The 19,904-nt window shown below is 63.5% G+C and carries 20 protein-coding genes; 7 read left to right on the top strand and 13 right to left on the bottom strand.

The window, feature by feature from the left end; translation table 11 throughout:
* Positions 1-165: 165 nt before the first annotated feature.
* The 7 genes from JG746_RS33785 to JG746_RS33755 all read right to left on the bottom strand — a co-directional run bounded on the left by JG746_RS33785 (position 166) and on the right by JG746_RS33755 (position 6,652).
* Positions 166-1,659, bottom strand: a complete 1,494-nt coding sequence (locus tag JG746_RS33785; protein WP_202356259.1) for a hypothetical protein — start codon at positions 1,657-1,659, stop codon at positions 166-168.
* 49 nt (positions 1,660-1,708) lie between these two features.
* Complete coding sequence (locus JG746_RS33780; protein WP_202356258.1) at positions 1,709-2,155, bottom strand: GtrA family protein; 447 nt, start codon at positions 2,153-2,155, stop codon at positions 1,709-1,711.
* Between the two features lie 32 nt (positions 2,156-2,187).
* The gene (locus tag JG746_RS33775; protein WP_202356257.1) at positions 2,188-3,213 is read right to left on the bottom strand and encodes a glycosyltransferase family 2 protein; all 1,026 of its coding nucleotides are present in this window, start codon (positions 3,211-3,213) and stop codon (positions 2,188-2,190) included.
* A gap of 103 nt (positions 3,214-3,316) precedes the next feature.
* Entirely contained in the window at positions 3,317-4,744 is a 1,428-nt protein-coding gene (locus tag JG746_RS33770; RefSeq protein ID WP_202356256.1) for a sensor histidine kinase, read from the bottom strand.
* Positions 4,741-5,415 (bottom strand): response regulator transcription factor, encoded by a 675-nt coding sequence (locus JG746_RS33765; RefSeq protein ID WP_202356255.1) that lies wholly within the window; start codon positions 5,413-5,415, stop codon positions 4,741-4,743. Before JG746_RS33765 ends, JG746_RS33770 begins: the two co-directional genes overlap by 4 nt.
* A gap of 49 nt (positions 5,416-5,464) precedes the next feature.
* A complete protein-coding gene (locus JG746_RS33760; RefSeq protein WP_202356254.1) occupies positions 5,465-5,851 on the bottom strand; it encodes a hypothetical protein in 387 nt (128 codons plus the stop codon).
* A 183-nt stretch (positions 5,852-6,034) separates the two neighbouring features.
* Complete coding sequence (locus tag JG746_RS33755) at positions 6,035-6,652, bottom strand: outer membrane protein (protein WP_202356253.1); 618 nt, start codon at positions 6,650-6,652, stop codon at positions 6,035-6,037.
* A gap of 440 nt (positions 6,653-7,092) precedes the next feature.
* Between JG746_RS33755 and JG746_RS33750 the strand changes: the two genes are divergently transcribed.
* Positions 7,093-7,356 (top strand): DUF6460 domain-containing protein, encoded by a 264-nt coding sequence (locus tag JG746_RS33750; RefSeq protein WP_202356252.1) that lies wholly within the window; start codon positions 7,093-7,095, stop codon positions 7,354-7,356.
* A 486-nt stretch (positions 7,357-7,842) separates the two neighbouring features.
* Positions 7,843-9,273: a Dyp-type peroxidase gene (locus tag JG746_RS33745; protein WP_202356251.1), complete on the top strand. Its 1,431-nt coding sequence runs from the start codon at positions 7,843-7,845 to the stop codon at positions 9,271-9,273.
* A gap of 44 nt (positions 9,274-9,317) precedes the next feature.
* On the opposite strand, the gene JG746_RS33740 is transcribed toward JG746_RS33745, so the two are convergent.
* Positions 9,318-10,220, bottom strand: a complete 903-nt coding sequence (locus JG746_RS33740) for a histone deacetylase family protein (RefSeq protein WP_202356250.1) — start codon at positions 10,218-10,220, stop codon at positions 9,318-9,320.
* 133 nt (positions 10,221-10,353) lie between these two features.
* Between JG746_RS33740 and JG746_RS33735 the strand changes: the two genes are divergently transcribed.
* Positions 10,354-11,694, top strand: coding sequence for an MATE family efflux transporter (locus JG746_RS33735; protein ID WP_202356249.1), 1,341 nt, complete (start codon positions 10,354-10,356; stop codon positions 11,692-11,694).
* On the opposite strand, the gene JG746_RS33730 is transcribed toward JG746_RS33735, so the two are convergent.
* Together JG746_RS33730 and JG746_RS33725 are read right to left on the bottom strand one after the other, a co-directional pair.
* A complete protein-coding gene (locus tag JG746_RS33730; protein WP_202356248.1) occupies positions 11,687-12,766 on the bottom strand; it encodes a quinone-dependent dihydroorotate dehydrogenase in 1,080 nt (359 codons plus the stop codon). The two genes, JG746_RS33735 and JG746_RS33730, sit on opposite strands and share 8 nt — an antisense overlap.
* Complete coding sequence (locus JG746_RS33725) at positions 12,763-13,113, bottom strand: DUF952 domain-containing protein (RefSeq protein WP_202356247.1); 351 nt, start codon at positions 13,111-13,113, stop codon at positions 12,763-12,765. The genes JG746_RS33730 and JG746_RS33725 overlap by 4 nt, the downstream gene beginning before the upstream one ends.
* A gap of 107 nt (positions 13,114-13,220) precedes the next feature.
* On the opposite strand from JG746_RS33725, the gene JG746_RS33720 reads away from it, so the two are divergent.
* Positions 13,221-13,655: a hypothetical protein gene (locus tag JG746_RS33720; RefSeq protein WP_202356246.1), complete on the top strand. Its 435-nt coding sequence runs from the start codon at positions 13,221-13,223 to the stop codon at positions 13,653-13,655.
* A gap of 126 nt (positions 13,656-13,781) precedes the next feature.
* Positions 13,782-14,441, top strand: coding sequence for a response regulator transcription factor (locus JG746_RS33715; RefSeq protein WP_202356245.1), 660 nt, complete (start codon positions 13,782-13,784; stop codon positions 14,439-14,441).
* 17 nt (positions 14,442-14,458) lie between these two features.
* On the opposite strand, the gene JG746_RS33710 is transcribed toward JG746_RS33715, so the two are convergent.
* The gene (locus JG746_RS33710; protein WP_202356244.1) at positions 14,459-15,967 is read right to left on the bottom strand and encodes an MFS transporter; all 1,509 of its coding nucleotides are present in this window, start codon (positions 15,965-15,967) and stop codon (positions 14,459-14,461) included.
* 143 nt (positions 15,968-16,110) lie between these two features.
* Between JG746_RS33710 and JG746_RS33705 the strand changes: the two genes are divergently transcribed.
* Positions 16,111-17,019, top strand: a complete 909-nt coding sequence (locus JG746_RS33705) for a LysR family transcriptional regulator (protein WP_202356243.1) — start codon at positions 16,111-16,113, stop codon at positions 17,017-17,019.
* 38 nt (positions 17,020-17,057) lie between these two features.
* Here the strand turns inward: JG746_RS33705 and JG746_RS33700 are convergent, their stop codons facing one another.
* Both JG746_RS33700 and JG746_RS33695 read right to left on the bottom strand, forming a co-directional pair.
* Entirely contained in the window at positions 17,058-18,341 is a 1,284-nt protein-coding gene (locus JG746_RS33700; RefSeq protein ID WP_244730618.1) for an MDR family MFS transporter, read from the bottom strand.
* A 144-nt stretch (positions 18,342-18,485) separates the two neighbouring features.
* Positions 18,486-19,142 (bottom strand): O-methyltransferase, encoded by a 657-nt coding sequence (locus JG746_RS33695; RefSeq protein WP_202356242.1) that lies wholly within the window; start codon positions 19,140-19,142, stop codon positions 18,486-18,488.
* Positions 19,143-19,236: 94 nt separating this feature from the next.
* On the opposite strand from JG746_RS33695, the gene JG746_RS33690 reads away from it, so the two are divergent.
* Complete coding sequence (locus JG746_RS33690) at positions 19,237-19,902, top strand: TetR family transcriptional regulator (protein ID WP_202359555.1); 666 nt, start codon at positions 19,237-19,239, stop codon at positions 19,900-19,902.
* Positions 19,903-19,904: the final 2 nt, after the last annotated feature.

Here is a 19,904-nt window from a genome sequence, read left to right as displayed (position 1 = left end):
AACCTGACATGCTCCTCATGCGGCGATGTCCCCGTCGTTCGAAAAATCGTGGCTCGTGGGTTTCACGGACTGTGCTCTGCAGCATAAGTTTGCTGCACTGCAATATCCGTGTCAAGCCGGATGCCAGACCTTCGAGCGCTGACGAAACCGTTCGGACGCTGTAAATCAGGCGCCGGGAGGCAGGTAGATCACGGCATCGTCGTCCGCATAGGCCCGTTTCCAGCCCAACTCCGCGAAGAAGGGGATGCGGGTGTCGTCGGCCGTAAGCAGAGCCCAGCCGATGGCGTATTTCTTCAACTGGGCCTCGAGCAGCGGTTTTCCGTCGCTGTGTCCCGTCGCGTCGTCGGCTTTCGTGAAGCCGCCCAGGAACAGCTGGTCCGTCCTCCCGTCGACATAGGTCTTGATGCCATGGAAAATCAGCGTGCCGCCGAAATTGTAGGAATTCAGCACGTTGCCGGAAAGCTGGTGATCCCTTGCATATGCCAGCGCACCGCTGGCCGCTGTCTTCGGGCTTGGCGCAACCTGGTAGGCATTGCCGAGGATGAAGACCGCGCCGACCAGCAGGACAGCCATCGCGCCGCAGATCGCGTAGAACCGGCTGGCGAGGAGCTTTTCCAGTCCGTCACGCTTATCCGCGAGCCAGGTCGTGGTCGAGAGCGAGGGGTATTGCCGGGCGACCTCGACCGCGATCACCAGGGGGATCAGCAGGAAGGGCAGGTAGACGAACCGCAAATGGGCGAGATAGACATGCAAGGTGAAGACGATGAACAACGCCTTGGCCCAGCCGATCCGCAGCCGCGATATCAAAAGTCCGAAAAGCGCCAGCAACATCGCCGCTTCCTGGAAGATCTGCTCCTGGGCATTGAACGCCCGCCACTCCAGGATGAGTGGCACCGCCTCGTTGCCATAGGCCACGGTGAACGTCGCCAGTATGGCTTTCACCCCATAGGGATGCATCAGGCTGACCAGGGGGCAGAGCAGGCCGAAAACGACCCATTTTGCCAGCAAGGCCGGTTTCGACAGGCCCGAACGCGCCAGCAGATCGAGCCCGGCAAAGGCAGCGATGACGAAGCTCAGGGTGAACGTGGCATGCAGGTTGGCCCATAAGACGACAAGCGTGAGGAGCCACAGCGGCGGGGCCCTCTCTTCTTGTGCGGCGCGAAACAGCATTGCCGTCCAGACGACGATGATCGGCAAGGTGAAGACATGCGGGCGCGCCGTATAGATCGGGGCGATCAGGAAAGCCGCGGCGAAGGCCAGCGCTATCGCCAGTATCGGCTTCAGCCATGCGCTGAGGAACCATCCCGTCAGGAAGACGGTGAGGCCGACCGTGGCGATGATCAGTGTGACGACGCCATTCCAGCCGCCCGCGCGATAGGCGAGGCCCAGAAGCAGCTGTCCCAGCCATTCCTTGGCGATCCAGGGTTGGCCGCCGAATGTATAGGAATAGGGGTCGACGACGGGAAACGTCCGGTTTCCCAGAAAGTCCAGTCCGACCTTCACTTGCCACCAGCTGTCGGGATCCTGAAGCATCGCGCTGGCAAAAGTGGCGAGCAGATAGGCCACCAGGCAGGCGCAGAGAAGGCAGAGCATCAGCCTGATGCGTAGCGCGTCCCCGAGCGACGGCGTCGCCGTCGCTATTGCAGCGGCCTGGTTCATGTCGCGGCTCCGAGCGACGGCGTCGCCGTCGCTATTGCTGTGGCCTGGTTCATGTCGCGGTTCCTGGCCATTTCGCGGCGTCGGAGGCATCCGCGCCGCCAACGAAGACGAACCGGGCCGAGCCGACATAGAAGATCACCGAGTAGAGGCAATTTCCCGCCAGATGGACAAACGGGTTTTCGATGAATCCGGCGGACATGGCGGCGATCACGACGCTGAGGTTGGCGCCGTAGGCGACGACAAAGGTGATCGCGTAGCGAGCGACAGCACCGGGGCGAAAACCACCGGCTCGTCCGAACGTCCACTGGCGATTGAGGAAGAAGCCGAGGGTAAGGCCCGCGGCATAGCCCGCCGCATTGGAGACGATATCGCCGAGGCCCAGCGCCAGCCCGGCCAGGATCAGCGTATAGCCGAGCGCCGTGTTGAGAAGCCCGACGGCGCCAAAGCGCAGCATCCGCGAGAGATCAGACGGAAGAGCCGACCGCATCCTGCCCATGCCGTTCCCGTTGCATCCGCTCGACCTTCGCCTCAGCCACGCGCGGCTCTTTTCGCCATCTCCTGCAGGCGATGGACGGGCAGGTCGCCGTCCTTGGCCGGCTGGTCGCGCGAAACGATTTCGTTGACGAAATACAGCGGCCGCCGCTTGGTCTCCATGTACATGCGGCCCAGATACTCGCCGAAGATGCCGAGCACCAGAAGCTGGACACTGCCCAGGATCAGCATGATCGCGGCAAGGCTCGTCCAGCCGGGCACCACGTTGCCCCTGGACCATTCAAGCAGCGTATAGCCGAGCACGACCAGGCCGAGCAGACCGAACATCATCCCCAGCAGCGAGGCAAACCGCAATGGCACGATCGAAAAGCTGGTCATCGCGTCGATGGCCAGAAGAACCATCTTCCTCAACGGATAGTGGGTGGTGCCGGCAAAGCGCCGCTGCCTTTCATAAGGGAAGGCGACTTGCCTCAGCCCGATCCAGCTCACCATGCCGCGGATGAACCTGTAGCGTTCGGGCATCGCGTTCAGATGGTCGAGCGCCCGGCGGCTCATCAGCCGGAAGTCTCCGGAGTCCGGCGCGATCTCGACATCGACCATTCGCCCGAGCAGGCGGTAGAATATCGAGGCGGAAGCCAGCTTGAACCAGCTTTCGCCGTCGCGCTTTATCCTCTGGCCATAGACGACATCGAAGCCTTCATCCATCTTCGCCATCATCGCGCCGAGCAGTTCGGGCGGATCCTGGAGATCGGCGTCGAGAATGAGAATGCGCTCGCCGCGGCAGAACTCCAGCCCCGCGCTCAAGGCGATCTGGTGGCCGTAGTTGCGGGCAAGGTCGATGGCGACCACATGGTCGTCCTTTTCGGCCAGTTCGAAAATGGCCTCGCGGGTGCCGTCGGTCGCCCCGTCGATGACAAGCACGATCTCGTAGGAAGGGCTATGCTCGAGGCATACGGCGCTGACGCGTCGATGAAGCTCGGCCACGCCGTCGCGCTCGTTGTAGCATGGCACGACGACCGACAGCTTGACCGCGCGGTGCGCGCCGATTTTTCCCGTTCCCACCAAACCCTGGCTCCCGCTCTTGCAATGGCAATAGCGGCAATTGGTTAGAAAACAGATAAATCGGATGGGGACTGCCGGGCCGACCGCAATGGGCTCGGCACCGTCACGAACGCACCGGCAATTCCATGCGGATGCGGGCCCCGCGCCATGAGCCCGTCAGGATGCGGATCGTCCCGTCATGCAGCAGCGCGATCTGCCGGGCAAGGTTCAGTCCCAGCCCCGCGCCGCGCGACTGCGGCTGCAAGCGGTAGAAGGGCTCGAAGACGTTCTCGCGCTCTTCCGCGGGAATGCCCGGGCCTTCGTCGCGCACCTCGATGCCGCCTATCCCGTCGATGGCGATCGTGATCGTGCCGCTGCCGCCGCCATGCTCGATTGCGTTGCGCACGAGGTTGGCGAGCGCTCGCTCGATCTGCAGCACATTGACCTCGACATGTGCCTTGCCAGGCGATGGCTCGAAGGCAAGGTCATAGCCGGCCTCGATGGCGAGCGGGGCGAAGTCGGCGGCGACCCGGCTGACCAGGTCGGCAAGATCGACGATCTGGCGCTGGTCCGACGGCCGGTCGAGCAACTGATGGTCGAGCAGTTGCTGCGCAAGATGCGACAGGCGTTCGATGTCACGCAGCAGCCGCGCGCTTTGCGGCTCCTGTTTCAAGAGTTCGGCGCGTGTGCGCAGAATGGCGATCGGCGTGCGCAGTTCATGCGCCGCGTCGGTGAGGAAGCGGTTGTGGCGGTCGTAGCCCTGGGCGAGGCGGCCAAGCGCCTCGTTGAAGGCATGCACCAGCGGCGCGATTTCCTGCGGCACGTTCTTGACCGGCAGCTGCATGGCGCGGGTGCCGATATCGATGCGCGTCGCCTGGCGGACCGTTTCGACAAGGCCGGCAAAGGAGCGGCGCACCACGGCCGGCGTCGTCACCAGGGTCGTGGCTCCCATGACCAGGACGATCGGCAAGAGCAGGATGATGATGATGACCGCGAGAGCCGGCAGCGCCTTTTCCCAGTTTCTGCTGCCGTCGGGATTCCTGGCGACGTCGACAGTGGCCGAAATGCTGAGCTCGAGCCCGTCAGTTTCTCGCGACGACCTCGTTCCGGCGATGATCTGTACGGTGCCGGCCCTGGTCGCGGCCTTTTCGAGATAGGCCTCGGGCCTCAGATCATCTTCGGAAAATCCGATGGTGGCGTGATCGGCTTCGCCCAGCAGCTCGCCAAAATTCCTGGCGTAGACGTCAGGTACATTGCCGAAGCGCACGCTCTGGCCGCTGTCGTCGCGAACGATGTACCAGACATTGGGGAAGCCCTCGCGAAAGCTGGCAAGCTCCTCGGTCTCCTGGACGATCAGTTTGCCGTTGCCGTCACGGCTGACCGCTCCCTTGATGGCGGCAACGGCTGCCTCGTTGTCGATCAAAAGGCGCGGATTGGCGATCCACAATGCTGCCGCGCACAGCACGATGAAGATGAGCAGCGTCGCCGCCTGCAGCAGGATCAGCCGCCGGACCAGGATCCATTGCAGCGAGCGCGTGCGCGGCTTTTTCACGAGGCCGCCCGCAAGAGATAGCCAAGGTTGCGGATCGCCCGGATCTCGATGCCGGCGGCGACATCGTCGAGCTTGCGGCGCAGCCGCGAAATGTGTGCATCGAGCGCATTCGACCCGATCTCGTCGTCGAGCGCGTAGACGGCCTCCTCCAGCGCGCTGCGCATGACGGTCCGCCCCGGCCGGCGGATGAGCGTTTCGAGCACCAGCCTTTCACGCCGCGGCAGATCAAGGGTTCGATCCTCGACCAGCGCCTCGCGGTGGCGGAAATCATAGGTCAGGCGGCCGACCATCGTGTGGTTGGCGCGCGAGGTGAACGCGCGCCGGTGCAAGGCATGAAGCCGTGCGACGAGTTCCACCGTGGCGAAGGGCTTGACCATGTAATCGTCGGCGCCGGCATCGAGCCCGGCGACCCGGTCGTCCAACCCGCTCATCGCCGTCAGGGCGATGACTGGCACATCCAGATGCAAGGCACGCAGGCGCGGTATGAGGCTGAGACCGTCGCCATCCGGCAGCCTGCGGTCGAGCACCACCGCGTCGTGATAGCCCAGACGGGCCACCGCCTCGGCGTCGGCCAATGTCACGGCATGGTCGACGATGATGTCCACACGCTCGAGAGCGGCCTTCAGCACGGAGGCCATTTCCGGTTCGTCCTCGATCAACAGGACGCGCATGCGTATTCTCCTTTATCCGCGGCCTGTCTGGGCCTAGGGCCGCGGCAGTTCATTCGCATTCCAGCTTTGGCTGGCGGAAATTGGTGATGAACCACCGGCCGCCGGAAGCGCGGGCGTAGAATGTGTAGAAGCATTCCTGACGCTCGATATAGCCGGGCGTCTCGGTCTCTTCATAGACGGTTCCGTGTTTTGTCTCGCGAACCTCGCCGCTCGAAGTCCCGGAAACAGCCGACGTCGACACCTTGCGCCACTGATAGGCGCGCTGGCCTTGGCCAAGATCGACGATCGCCGTTGGCGGGCCATAATCGAGGACGACCGATTCGACCGGCTGCCCGACATAGTTTTTCATGATGTCTGAGGCACAGCCTGCGAGCGCGATTGCGATGAAGAAGACCTTCGAGGCCCGTATCAGGAGGCTGGCGCCAGGCGTGGACATATCGGAACAGATTCCCAGAGTGAAAATTCACGCGCGGACCTAGATCGCGAAGATTGCATCGACATTGCAGCGAGGCGCGGGAAACAGCGCCATTGCGGAAAAAGCCGGCCGGCCTGGCCGGCGCATATCGGGACACCGGATCGCGCGATGCACGGCGGCATCGCGCGATCCGGTTCGCCTGATCTAGAACCGGTAGTTGATGCCGGCCTTCAGTTCATGGCTGCCGATCGTCGTCTTCGACGTGCCGAGAGCCGATGTCGTCTCGACCCCGGGGGTGCGGACATAGTCGTACTCGACCTTGGCGGACAGCCCGCCGGCGAAGCCCTGCTCGATGCCCGCGCCCAGCAGGTAGCCGACCTTCCATCCATCGGCGCTGCTGACGTTGTCGCTCTTGTCGAATTTGGTCAGGGCAACGCCGCCGGTGCCAAACAGCAGCGTCTGGTCGAAGCTCAATCCTGCCTTGGCCTTGGCGGCGCCGCGCCATTTCTCCTTGATCTTGCCGCCCTGGACGTCGTGTTCGGCGCCGCCCAGATAGGAGCCTTCGATCTCGGCGCCGAGAACGGCGGGACCCATCTGCTGGTTGTAGCCGGCCTGGACACCGCCGCTGAAGCCATTCCGGCCCGCAAACGGGTTTGGCATTCCGGTGAATGCCGTGCCGCCGTGGACGCCGACATAGGCGCCGCTCCACTGGAAGGCGGGCGGGTCATTGTAGGTGGGTGAAAGGTCGGCGGCCATCGCCGGCCCGAGAAGGCAAAAGGCGAGGCTCGCCGCCGTCAGGACGATCTTTACTCGAGAGGACACAGCATTACTCCAGCACAAACGCGCATCCAGCAATCGACACGCAGGTTAACTCCCGGGGAGCTTGGCCTTGGGGTGGCCGGGCTCCGGTTTGGTGTCTTCCAGGGATGGCTGCACGGTCCTGAAGCTGGCGTTCGCCAGCTGGTGGTAGGGGGTCGGAGCGCCGCGCAACCAATCACCTGAAAGACGCCGACTGTCTCGCAGGTGAAAATTGCACGCACATTGCGCAAAATTGGAAAATGACGGTTTTGTGCTTTATTTTCAACAAATTGAAATGATTCTGTTTACCTATATTTAAGAATTTCAGGCCGTCTGAAGCTCGCGGTCTCGATCGCCTGTTGCGGGTTTTCCCGGGTGCAAACCGCGCCGGCTTGATGGATGGCCGCCAAGCACGTATCTCTGGGCGTGCCCTTGAGTCCGGGCATCTCAATGGGGAGACGACCTTGTCCACACTGACGCGCTTTCTCGGCGACTCCCCGCTCAGGGTGATCCTGAAGCTGCTGGTGGTGTCGTTCCTCGTCGGCCTTGTCATGAATGCCTTCGGCTGGTCGCCGATGGATGTCTTCTACGGCATCCAGAAGTTCTTCATCGACCTGTGGAACCTGGGCTTCCACGCCGTTGACCGTTTCCTCGGCTACATCCTGCTTGGTGCCGCGATCGTCGTGCCGGCTTTCATCCTGCTCAGGATCGCCAACTATCGGAAGTAGCGCTGTCAAGGCGGCGTTCTATCCATCCTCAAAAAGCCGACAGCCTGCGAAGTGCGCCGTATGCGGCCGGGGCCGAGACCTCTCATGCCCCGCAACGGGCTATCCCGGCATAGCGCAATCACCGTAGGCATCTTCTGGATCGTTGGCTGAAACGCGATCACATCGTTCAGATCATAACCATTTTCCCCGGTGAGGAAAATCAGAAGATTCCAAGAGGATATCCATAAATTCTGATAATATGACTGAATAGATTTCATAACTATTTGGTGTACTATTGTGTTTTCAGGCAGATGAGAGCATCATCAGTGGCCAGGCGGAGTAAGGTCTGCAGAGATAGGCCTTAATCGGAACTTTCAGAAAATTGGAAGCAATTGTTTCCCATCGGACTCGCAGGGTGCGCAGAATGAATTTGATGAGTGGCGATCGGCGATAGGACAGGTCTTGCTTTTCGCCACGTTTTTTCAATTCGGGTGGAGGGAAGAAACCATGGCAATAGATCTTACGAAGCCGCTCTCATGGAAGAGCGCCAGCCACGACGAGCAGCGGATGCTTGCTGCGCTGCAGGGTAATATCCTGAAAGGTCACGGTCGGTCCGCTACCGTGAACATCTTTTTCAAGATAGCAGCCCCCAAGAAGCGCGAGATGCGAGCTGCACTGCGTGAGATCGCCAACTATCACGCCACCAGCGCCTACCAGCAGCTGCTCGAAGCCGATAATTTTCACGCAACCGGCAAGTCGGGCAAGCCGTTTGTCTCGGTTTTCCTTTCCGCCACCGGCTATTCCGCGCTTGGAGTGGCCTCCGGCGCCGTACCATCCGATCCGGGTTTCAGAACAGGCATGAAGGCGGCCGTATTGGGCGATCCGCCTGTTGCCTCCTGGGAGGCGCCGTTCCGAGGCAAGATCGATGGAATGGTTCTTGTGGGCAGCGAAAATGATACGGCCCTGCGGCTGAAACGTGATGCGATCGCGACGCTCTTGACGGGCGCGGGAGCCACGATCGTCAAGGAGCAGCACGGCAAAGCCATTTTCAACAAGGCCAATGATGGCATCGAGCATTTCGGTTATGTGGATGGTCGTAGCCAGCCTTTGATGCTTGTGGAAGACAGCGCCAAGGAAGCGCGCGACGCAGGAATCGCCGAATGGGATCCTGAGGCCCCTCTCGACGTTGCCCTTGTCCCGGACCCAGGTTCCGCCGACGGAATAAGTTTTGGAAGTTACTTCATCTTCCGCAAGCTGGATCAAAACGTCCGCCTGTTCAAACGCAAAGAGCAGGAATTGGCAACCGCACTGGGCTTCACCGGTGAAGATCGTGAATTGGCCGGAGCAATGGTGGTGGGGCGGTTCGAGGACGGCACCCCTGTGACGCTCTCGGACGAAGCAAAGGCGGTCAATCCGCCCAACGACTTCAACTATAACAATGACCAAGGTGCCCGGTGTCCGTTCCAGGCTCATATCCGCAAGGTCAATCCGCGCGGCACCGGCGGCTTTGAAACGCCGGAAAACGAACGCAAGCATCTGATGCCGCGCCGCGGTATCCCATATGAGGATGTTCCCCGGCAGGTTCACCCTTCGGATATTCCTGACAGCAAGTCGCTCGCGGAATTTGATACGAAGGTAGGTCCGCTACTGCCAACCGGCGAGGTGGGGCTTCTCTTCATGGCCTATAATCGCGAACTGGCCACGCAGTTCGAATTCACGCAGCAGACTTGGGCCAACAACCCTACCTTTCCCGCGGGCGGGCAACCGTCGAAGCTCGACCCCATCATTGGCCAGGGCCCCGTCGCTGGGCAACATTGGCAAAAAGAGTGGGACAACCTGGCTGCTGGAGACGCAACGCTGTCATTTCAGGGTTTCGTCAAGATGCAGGGAGGCGAGTACTTTTTTGCTCCCAGCCTGACATTCCTCAGAAGCTTGTAAACTACGTCTTCGGCTCGCGAGCTTCAGGTCGAAGACATGGTGCATCAAGCCACGCTGGACGCGACCTCGAACAGGATGGCGTGCCGCGCGGCAAGGGCCGGCACATCGTTGGAATAGCCGCCGCCGATGACGCCGCAGACGGGAATGCCGAGCGCGCGAAAATGGCCGATGACCATCTCGTCGCGGGCGCGCAGGCCGTCATTGGAAAGCGCCAGCCTGCCAAGCCGATCCTCGGCATGGACGTCGACGCCGGCATTGTAGAAAACGATGTCCCAGCGCGCCCGCGCCGACAGCTCCGGCAGGATGGTGGCCAGCCTCTCCAGATAGGCGGCATCGCCTGTGCCGTCGGGAAGCGCGATGTCGAGATCGGAGGCGATCTTGCGCACGGGATAGTTGCGCTCGCCATGCATGGAGAAGGTGAACACAGCTGGTTCGTCGCCAAGAATGTCGGCGGTGCCGTCGCCCTGATGCACGTCGAGATCGACGACCAGGATGTTTTGTGCGGCGCCCTCGTCGAGCAGCACCAGCGAGGCGACGGCGACATCGTTGAAGGTACAGAAGCCGGCGCCTTGCGCGCGCCGAGCATGATGGCTGCCGCCGGCGGTGTTGCAGGCAATGCCGTGGCGCAAGGCGAGCCGCGCCGCCAGCATCGTGCCGCCGGTGGCAAGCTGTGCGCGCAGCGAAACGCGCGGGCCGACCGGAAAGCCGATCTCGCGTTCGATTTTTTCCGGCACCGAACAGCTGATGACCTGGTCGACATAGTCGGCCGCGTGGGCAAGGCTGAGCCATGATGCCGGTGCCGGGTCCGCGGTGTTGAGCGCCCCGGGCCCGGCCAGGCCGCGTGCGCGCAAGGCCTCCATCAGGAGCGGGTATTTGCTCATCGGGAAGCGATGGTTGCTGGCAAAGCCGGCGTCGTAGTCGGGATGGTGGACGATCTGCAGGGCCATGAACGGAATCCAGCGGCTTCGCGCCAGACCGGAATTTCGGTTGGCCATCGTGGGAAGAATGATTGCGCGGTGGCCGGAAAATGGGGCACATCGGCTCTTCGATCAAGCCGCAAATCCGCAAGGCAGCAATCCCTTGGACAAGGGCGCAATTCCAGTCGACGCCAGATCTTTTGTCGTCACCAACCGTTCCGTGCTCGCCATAGCGGTGCCGATGACGCTCGCCTATCTGACGACGCCGATGCTTGGCCTGGTCGACACGGCTGTTGTCGGGCAGTTCGGCGACGCGGCTTTGCTCGGCGGCCTTGCGGCGGGCGCGCTTGTTTTCGACGTCGTCTTCACCAGCTTCAATTTCCTGCGTTCGGGCACCACCGGCCTCGTCGCCCAGGCTTTCGGGCGTGGCGACGCGCTCGAGGAGCAGGCCGTATTCTGGCGCGCCGTGCTGATCGCGGTCGTCGCCGGCATCGTGCTGGCGGCGCTTTCGCCGCTGATCGCCGTCGGCGGCCAGTGGTTCATGGGCGCCGAACCGCGCGTCAGCGAGGCGATGGGCGTCTACATCAGGATCAGGCTGCTCGCCGCCCCGTTCTCGCTGATCAACTACGCCATTCTCGGCTATGTGCTGGGGCGCGGCGAGGGTGGGCTCGGCCTTGTGCTGCAGCTGGTGCTCAACGGCATCAACATCGGGCTCTGTTTCCTGTTTGGCCTGGAACTTGGCTGGGGCGTCGCCGGCGTCGCATGGGCAACCGTGACGGGCGAATTCCTGGCCATGCTGCTGGGTCTCGCCATAGTGGTCCGCCGCTTCCGCGCGGCCCCGCCCTTGCCGCGCCATCGGCTGCTCGACATGACGGCCTTCCTGCGCATGCTGTCGCTCAACCGCGACATCATGATCCGCTCCTTCTCACTGCTTGCCGCCTTCGCGCTGTTCACCCGCCAGGGCGCGCAGTTCGGCACGGTGACGCTGGCCGCCAATGCGGTGCTGATGAATTTCTTCCTCGTCGCCGGCTATTTCCTCGACGGTTTTGCCACCGCCGCCGAACAGCTCGCGGGCCGCGCCGTCGGCGCGCGGGCCGAGCAGCCCTTCCGACAGGCGGTGAGGCTGACCCTGTTCTGGGGATTCGGGCTGGCCGGCGCCGCGACGCTGGTGCTGCTGTCGGCCGGCGCCAATCTGGTCGCCATCGTGACGACGTCACAGGAGGTCCGCTCGGTGGCCGACACCTACTTGCCCTGGGCGGCGTTCACGGCGCTCAGCGGCGTGCTGGCGTTCCAGATGGATGGCGTCTTCATCGGGGCGACCTGGTCGCGCGACATGCGCAACATGATGCTGCTGTCGTTCCTGGTCTTTGCCGTCGCGCTGCTGACGCTGGCCCCTGCCTTCGGCAATCACGGCCTGTGGGCGGCGCTGCACGTCTTCCTGCTGGCGCGCGGCTTCAGCCTGCTGACGATTCTGCAATTTCGGGTGCGCACGGCGTTCAGCTGAGCGGCTTGGATGCCCACCGATCGAGGTGCCTGTCGCGCAACTCGCGGATGGATTTCAGCCGCTCCGTCTCGCAAAAGCGCGCCATGCCGGCGACGATCCGGCCCGGCAGTGCGGGTCCGGCATAGATCATGCCGGTGTAGAGCTGCACCAGATCCGCACCCGCACGGATCTTCTCCAGCGCAGCCTCCGCGGAATCGACGCCGCCCACGCCGACAATGACGATGTCCGGACCAAGCAGCTTGCGCATCTTCGCCAGCACGATGGTCGAGCGTTCGAACAGCGGTTTTCCCGAAAGCCCGCCGGCTTCGCGCGCCGCATTGCCGCTGCGCAGCGGCGGCCGCGAAATGGTGGTGTTGGAGACGATGACGCCGTCGATCCGTTTTTCAACGACCTCGGCGGCGATGTCCTCCAGCTCGGCCTCGACCAGATCCGGCGCGATCTTGAGGAAGACCGGCGGTTGGGCCGCGGCCGACGCACGCGCAGCCATGACTCGCGACAAAAGTTCGCCGAGCTGCTCGCGCGCTTGCATGTTGCGCAGGCCGGGTGTGTTGGGCGAGGAGATGTTCACGGTCAAATAGCTGGCGTAGCGCGCGAAAAGCGCGACGCCGCGCTCATAGTCGCCGATGCGGTCGGTGCTGTCCTTGTTGGCGCCGATATTGACGCCGACAATGCCAGGGCGCCCCTTGCGGCCGGCAAGGCGTTTTTCGGCCGCCGCATGGCCCTCATTGTTGAAGCCCAGCCGGTTGATCACCGCCTCATCCGCCGTCAGCCGGAAGATGCGCGGCTTCGGGTTGCCGGCCTGCGGCAGCGGCGTGATCGTGCCGACCTCGGCAAAGCCGAAACCGAGGCCAAGCAGTGCATCGGGCACCTCGGCGTTTTTGTCGTAGCCAGCTGCCATGCCGAGCGGGTTGGGGAAATCGAGGCCGCAAAGGCTGATCTTCAGCCTGGTGTCGCGCACCGTCCGCGCGCCGGCTGGCAGGCCGCATCGCAGCGCCGCGATCGACAGGCCATGTGCGGTTTCCGGATCGAAGGCAAACAGCAGTTTTTGGCCGAACCGGTCGAGCACGCTCATTCATCCTCCAGCGGCGGGAATTGATGCACGCCATCGGCGCCAAGCGGCAGCGGCTTGACCCACAGCACGGCGTTCAACTCCAGCACGCCATAGAGATGCGGAAACAGCGCTCCGCCGCGCGAAACCTCGTATTTCAGGGCGTCGCCCAGGCTGGCGTCGTCGATGGCGGCCAGCAGAAGGTCTGTCTGGCCGGAAAAATGCTTTGCCGCGGTTTCCCGGACCTGCGCTGCCGTGGAGAAGTGGATGAAGCCGTCGGCGACGTCGATCGGCGCGCCGGTGAAGCGGCCATTCGCTTCGGCCTCGCGCCAAAGTGCTTGCGGGGTTATCTTGTAGATAAACTGAGACATGGTTGCGCTATAGTCCGAACCAGTCGTGCGGGGAAGGCCACGCCAAGGGTCTTCCCCATTTCCGGCGCAAACATGCGATATTTCAGGCTTTGGCCATGGAGGACAACATGCGTCTGCAACACATCTTGATCCCCGCCGCGCTCGTTTCACTGGTAGCGGCCTCCGCCTATTCGGAAGAAACCGACCGCTACCGGTTGGAAAAGTCCGCCAACGGCTATGTCCGCATGGATACCCAGACCGGCGCGATGTCGATCTGCGAGGAACGTTCGGGCCAGCTCGTCTGCAAGGTGGCGGCCGACGAACGCGCTGCTTTCCAGGACGAAATCGACCGCCTGCAGACCTCGGTGAAAGCAATGGACGAGCGCGTCACCAAGCTCGAGAATTCGCTCTCCGCCCGGCTGGAATCGAAACTGCCGAGCGAGGAGGATTTCAACAAGACGATGAGCTACATGGAGCGCTTCCTGAAGGGCTTCATGGGCATCGTCAAGGAAATGGACAAGGATAACGGCAACGGCGCGCAGCTCAATTCGCAGAAGACCTGAGGGCCATAGGCAAGGGAAAACACGGCGCCCTGGTTTTGCCGCTTGAAAACAGCGCGCGGCCCCTCATAATCGTCCGACTGGTCCCGAAAAGCTTAAAAATCATCGACGGGATTCGGGGAGGAACATTTGCCGTCAGGCTATTCTTTCGTTATCGCCGACGATCACCCGCTGTTTCGCGGTGCGCTGCGCGAAGCGCTTGCCGGCATCGGCAATGTCGCGGCCATCCACGAGGCCGGCGATTTCGAAAGCGCCAAGGCATTGGTTGTGGCTAATGAGGATGTCGATCTGGTGCTGCTCGATTTGTCGATGCCGGGCGCCAGCGGCCTCTCAGGCCTGATTTCGCTGCGCGGCATCCATCCGGCGGTGCCGCTTATCGTGGTCTCGGCGCATGACGATCCGGCGACCATCAGGCGCGCACTCGATCTTGGCGCATCCGGCTTCATCTCCAAATCGGCCAGCATGGAGGAGATCCGCAACGCCGTGCAATCGGTGCTGGCCGGCGACATCGCCGCGCCTGTCGGCGTCGATCTCGGCGTCGAGCGCGATCCCGAAATATCGGACCTGATCAAGCGGCTGCAGGCGCTGACGCCGCAGCAGACCCGCGTGCTCGGCATGCTGGCCGAAGGCTTGCTCAACAAGCAGATCGCCTATGAGCTAGGCGTCTCCGAGGCGACCATCAAGGCGCATGTCTCGGCCATCCTGCAGAAGCTCGGCGTCGACAGCCGCACCCAGGCGGTGATCCTCCTGTCCAAGATCGGCAGCGACCCGTTGCAGACCAACAACTGAGTGCCGGCGTCGCCCGTTCAATCGGGACACTGAACCTCTGTCTGGACCCTTCGGGCGTTGAAGCTTACAAAGCTGATGGCGGCCATGATCCAGACGCCGATGCCGCCATAGAGCATCGCCAAGCCAAAGCCGTTGCGCAGCGCATCGTGGACGACTGCATCGGCAAGACCGGGGTTGGGATTTCCGGCCGCGATCCCGTCGGCGAAGAGACGCAGCTGGCTGGCGTCGAGGTCGGGCAGTGCTGTGCCCAGATACGCCAGCACGCCGCTCGCCAGGATGAAGCCCATCACCGCTATGTTCACCGCCAGCGAAACCATGCGGGCGCTCATGTCGATGCCCGAGGCCATGCCCGCCCTGTCGCTCGAAACGGAGCCGGTCGTCGTGTTGGTGACGGGCGTGTTGGTGATGCCAAGACCGGCTCCGGCGATCAGGCAGCCGGGCAGCATCGTCAGCCAATCCGGCCGCCCGGCGGCGCTGCCGAGCTTCATCACGATGAAGCCGACGCCGATGATGGCGAGCCCGGCCGGAATGATGATGCCGGGCTGGTAGCGCAGCGAAAGCCGCTCCGCCAGGGGCGGCATGACGAGCGTCGGCAGCGTGTAGGCAAGCAAGGCAAGACCGGTGGAGACGCTGTCATAGCCCAGTCCGGCATGGAACCAGATCGGCAGGTAGATCATGAACGGCCAGTAGGAGAGGTTCATGGCGGCCGAGCCGACGATCGCGCCGGAGAACGGCCGGATGCGGAAGACCGAGAAATCGAACATCGGCCGTTTGCTGACCCGCTCGGCGATGAGGAAGGCGATGAAGCTCGCGGCCGAGATGCCGAGGATCGTCAGCGCGGCCGGACTGGCGAAACCAAGGTCCGGCCCCTGCGTGATGTAGAAGACCAGGCAGAAGACCGACGGCGCCAGTGTCACGATGCCCGCCAGGTCGAGCTTGCCCGCCTGCGGGTCCTTCGATTCATGGACACCGGTCAAAGCCAGCACGAAGGCCACGGCCGCTGCCGGCACATGGATGAGGAACACCCATTCCCAGCTCGAGGCCGCGACGATGCCACCGCCGATGATAGGCCCGAAGCCGAGGCCGACACCGAAGATGACGCCCCACCAGCCCCAGGCGACGGCGCGCTCACGCCCTTCCCTGAATGCGTGCGACAGCACGGCGAGCTGGCAGATCAGCATCGCGCCGCCGCTCAAGCCCTGCAGGAACCGGGCGATGATCAGGGTCGACACATCGTCCGCCAGGCCGCAGATCAGCGACATCAGGCCGAAGGCAGCGATGGAGACCAGGAAGACGCGCTTGCGTCCGTAGCGGTCCGCGATGGTGCCGACCGCCATCAGCACGGTGGTGACCGCGATCGTGTAGGCGTTCATCACCCATTGCAGTTGCCTGAAATCGGCGTGCAGCTCTTGCTCCAGTGTCGGCAGGATGGTGGGCACGCTTGAAATCTCCAGCCCGAACATCAGGCATGCCAGGCAGGCGGCCAACAGAACGACGATGCCTCGACGGGTGAGGGCAGTGGGCATGATCAAACCTTTCGCTCTGTGGACGCTACCGGCAGGCCTGCAAGGGCTGCTCGCTGGTGCCGAAGCGCCACGGTAGGCGAGGCTTGATCATTTTGGAATTGCATGATTGGCTATTTCAGAGACAACAAAGTGAGATAGCTGACATGACGTTGGACGTAGATGCGGTGAAGGCCTTTGTCGCCGTCGCCGAGTTACGCAGTTTCACCCGCGCGGCCGAGGCATTGGGCAGCACGCAAGGCGCAATCAGTGTCAAGCTGAAGCGGCTGGAGGATCGGGTGGGGCAGAAGCTGATCGAGCGGACGCCGCGGCTGGTGCGCCTTTCAGCGCGTGGTGCCGTGTTCCTCGAACCGGCGCGCGACTTCCTCGCCGCGCACGACCGGGCCGTCGCCAGCCTCGCCGCTGTTCGCCGCCACTTTCGGCTGGGCATTGCCACCCATGTCGGCGGGGCCGAAGTGCCGACCTTGCTGGCGCGCCTCAATGCGCATGATCCGGCCTTGACCATCGAGGTGCGGCTCGATGATACGCGCGAGTTGATCGCGGCGTTCGATCGTGGCGACATCGATGCCGCGATCGTCCGTCGCGAGGACGACCGCCGCGACGGCGAGGTCCTGGCACCCGAACATTTCGGCTGGTACGCCACGCCGGATTTCGTCTACCGCGCCGGCGAGCCGCTGCGGCTGGCCGCCTCCGCGCCTTCCTGCAGCATCCGCGACGTCATCACCGGCACGCTCGATGCGGTAGGAATACCGTGGACGCAGGTTTTCCTCGGCTGCGGCTCCTTCGCCGTTGCCGAGGCCGTTTCCGCCGGCCTCGCCGCCGGGGCCTTCTCGTCTCGCCTGGTTCCGCCCGGCACCATCGAGGTCAGCCGTAAATTCGGCCTGCCGCCGCTGCCGGCGTCGGAGATCATGCTCTTGTCCACGCTCTCGGACGCTCAATCGCGCGATGCATTGCGCACCCTTGCCATGGCGTTTCGCGAGCATCGTCCGTCGCCCGCGGCCAACGGCGCGAAGCCCCGGTTCCGCAATTCGCAGATGGTCGACAGCCCCGTCTGAGGCAGTCGACCCGCGTCTGTGTAATGACGCCGAATATCTCAGCGATAGTTTTCGACGGCTGAGCCCTGTTGCGGCGTGGCATCATCCTCGGTCGGCCGCGAAGGATTGCGCGCCCGGCCGATGGCCGCGCCAAGGCCAAGCGATGCGATCGCCACCAGCGGGATGCCGGCGATCCAGGGCAGGCGCGGTGCCAGCGCGTAAAGCGCCGTCCCGATCGAAGGCCCAAGCGAGTCCTTGAGGTCGACCGCCACGGACGAAGCCGCCATGTAGGAGGCGCGCCGTGCGGGCGGTGCCAGCGCATTGACGGCGGTCGGCACCAGTGGCCCGACCAGCATCTGCGCGATGGAGCACAGGCTGACGGCTCCGATCAACGCCAGCATCGCCGGCGAGGCGGCCAGCAGCGCGAAGGCAAGTATCGTCGCAAGGCCGGCGCCGACGGTCAGCCACAGCGCTGACCGTGCCTCGACCATGCGGCTGACCAGCATCTGCAGGCCGACCGTCAGGGCGGCGGCATAGGCGAACAGCGCGCCGACGCCGGATGGCGTCAAAGTCCCGGCATCCTGCGCGTAAAGCGGGATCACCGCCTCGATCCAGTTGCCGGCGACCTCGAACAGCACGACCCAAAGCAGCAGCTTGGCCAGCCGGCCGTCGCGGAACGCCGGAAGCAGCGCGGACAGACCTTCCTCCTCGTCTTCATCGCCTTCTTCGTCGTGGCGATCGTCGCCGGCAGCGCGGCCGATGCCGATCGTCTCGTTGAGGGCGAAGAGCATCACGATGCCGCCCAGCGCAAGCATCGTGCCGCCAGCGAGGAAAACGCTGCGCAGCGACACGAGCGCAAGCAGGGCGCCGCAGGCCGGTCCCAAGATCTGCCCGGCGCTTGAACTCACGCGCGCCAGGCCGAACCAGCGTGGATGTGCGGATGGCGCGGTCACATCGGCGATCGCGGTCAGGATCGTTGGATGAAGCACGGATTCGCACATGCCGGTCAGAAGCAGCACGATCGCGGTAACGGCGACGCCATGCACGAAGAACAGCGCCAGGAAGCCTGCGCCGACGCCGAGCGACGAGGCAATCAGCACCGGTCGCCGGCCGATCCGGTCGGCAATACCGCCGATCAGCGGTGCCGCCAGCAGTTCGCCGCCGGCATAGCAGCCGAACAGCAGGCCGATCGCGCCGACGGGAATGCCAGCCTCGCTGCTTGCCCAGAGCGGAAAGAAAGGCATCAGCGCGCCATCGGCGAAACCGGCACAGAAGAAAAGCAGAAGCCCCAACAGGGCTGGGCGCGGGGCAGCGCGAAAGAAGGAAAGAAGCGTGTCGATCATGACGTCACCTGCGCATGGTGGCCTCGACTGTCATTGTCGAAGGCCAGGGGGGTTGCGCGTTGGTTGACGTAAACGCCTACGGTCGCCTGGAGCGACAGGAAGATTTGAGCCGCATGGTTGAAACCCATGCGGCGATGGAAGCGTTCAACTGAGCCGCACGGACAGTTCGACGTCCTCGCCAAACGGCGTGGACATGTAGCCCGATGCCGGCGAGCGCACCCGCTCCAGGTATTCGGGCGAGAGATCGGCATTGTCGGCGATGACCAGGGCGCCTGGCCGCAAGCGGCTCTCGACCAGGCTGAGGATCTCCGGGTAGATCGCCTTGGCGCCGTCGAGCAGCAAAAGGTCGATCGTCTCGGGGAGGTCGCCGCTCAGCGTTTCAAGCGCGTCTCCCTCGCGGATCTCCACCAGGTCCATGAGGCCGCCCTCGGTCAGATTGGCCTTGGCCCGCATCACCTTGGACGGTTCGAATTCGGTGGTGATCAGGCGGCCGCCGCCATTGTCCCTGAGCGCTGCCGCAAGATAGAGCGTCGAGATGCCGAACGAGGTGCCGAACTCGATGATGATGCGCGCGCCGCTGCTGCGCGCCAGCATGTAGAGCAGCGTGCCGGTCTCCGGCGAGATCGCCAGCCAGAGGTCCTTCAGCCGCCCGTAGAAATCGACATATTCGGTCTTGCTGTTGAGCAGGCGCGCCCGCTCCTCGTGCGAGAGTGCGGCCGCTGCGGAACTGGTCGCGGCATTGGCTTCTTCGAAGAGGCGAGCGAGCAGGGGTGCCAGCGGGGCGTCGGTCAGCGTTGTCATGAAAACTCTCCGGTCGAAAATGGCTGCATGCTTGTGTCATGCTGAAAATACGAATAATCCTTCAGGTTTCCAATTCGCATTGCCGAGCCAACACATGACGGGACGCCTAAGCCACTCGATTTCCTCACGGAAACAGCCAAAGCAGGCTCGCGCCGCAGACCTTGTCGAGGCGATTTTGCAGGCGGCTGTTCAGGTTTTGGCGAGCGAAGGCGCACAGCGTTTCACCACCACCCGGGTGGCGGAAAAGGCCGGCGTCAGCGTTGGGTCGCTCTATCAATATTTCCCCAACAAGGCCGCACTTCTGTTCAGGCTGCAGAGCGATGAATGGCGCCAGACAGGTGGCCTGCTGCGCACCATACTCGAAGACGACCAGCGACCTCCGCTTGAACGGCTGCGTGCCCTTGTCCATGCCTTCATCCGCTCGGAGTGCGACGAGGCCGCGGTGCGCGTGGCGCTCAATGACGCCGCACCTCTCTATCGTGACGCACCGGAGGCGCACGAAGCCAGAGCCTCGGGGGAACGAACCGTCCAGACCTTTCTGCGGGAGGCATTGCCCGAGGCCCCGGAGGCCGTCCGCGCCCTGGCCGGCGATCTGATCAAAACGACACTCAGCGCGGTGGGGAAGGATTTTTCGGAAAGCCCGCGAACACCAGCCGAGATCGAGACCTATGCCGATGCGATGGCCGACATGTTCTGCGCCTACTTGGGAAGCCTGGGCCACAGGGCTGACGTCGCCGGCTTCGTCCGGCCGGCCCGTTGACG

The organism is Mesorhizobium sp. 113-3-3 (assembly GCF_016756495.1).
Classification (GTDB): Bacteria; Pseudomonadota; Alphaproteobacteria; order Rhizobiales; family Rhizobiaceae; genus Mesorhizobium.
This window is presented reverse-complemented; position numbering and strand designations above follow the sequence as displayed.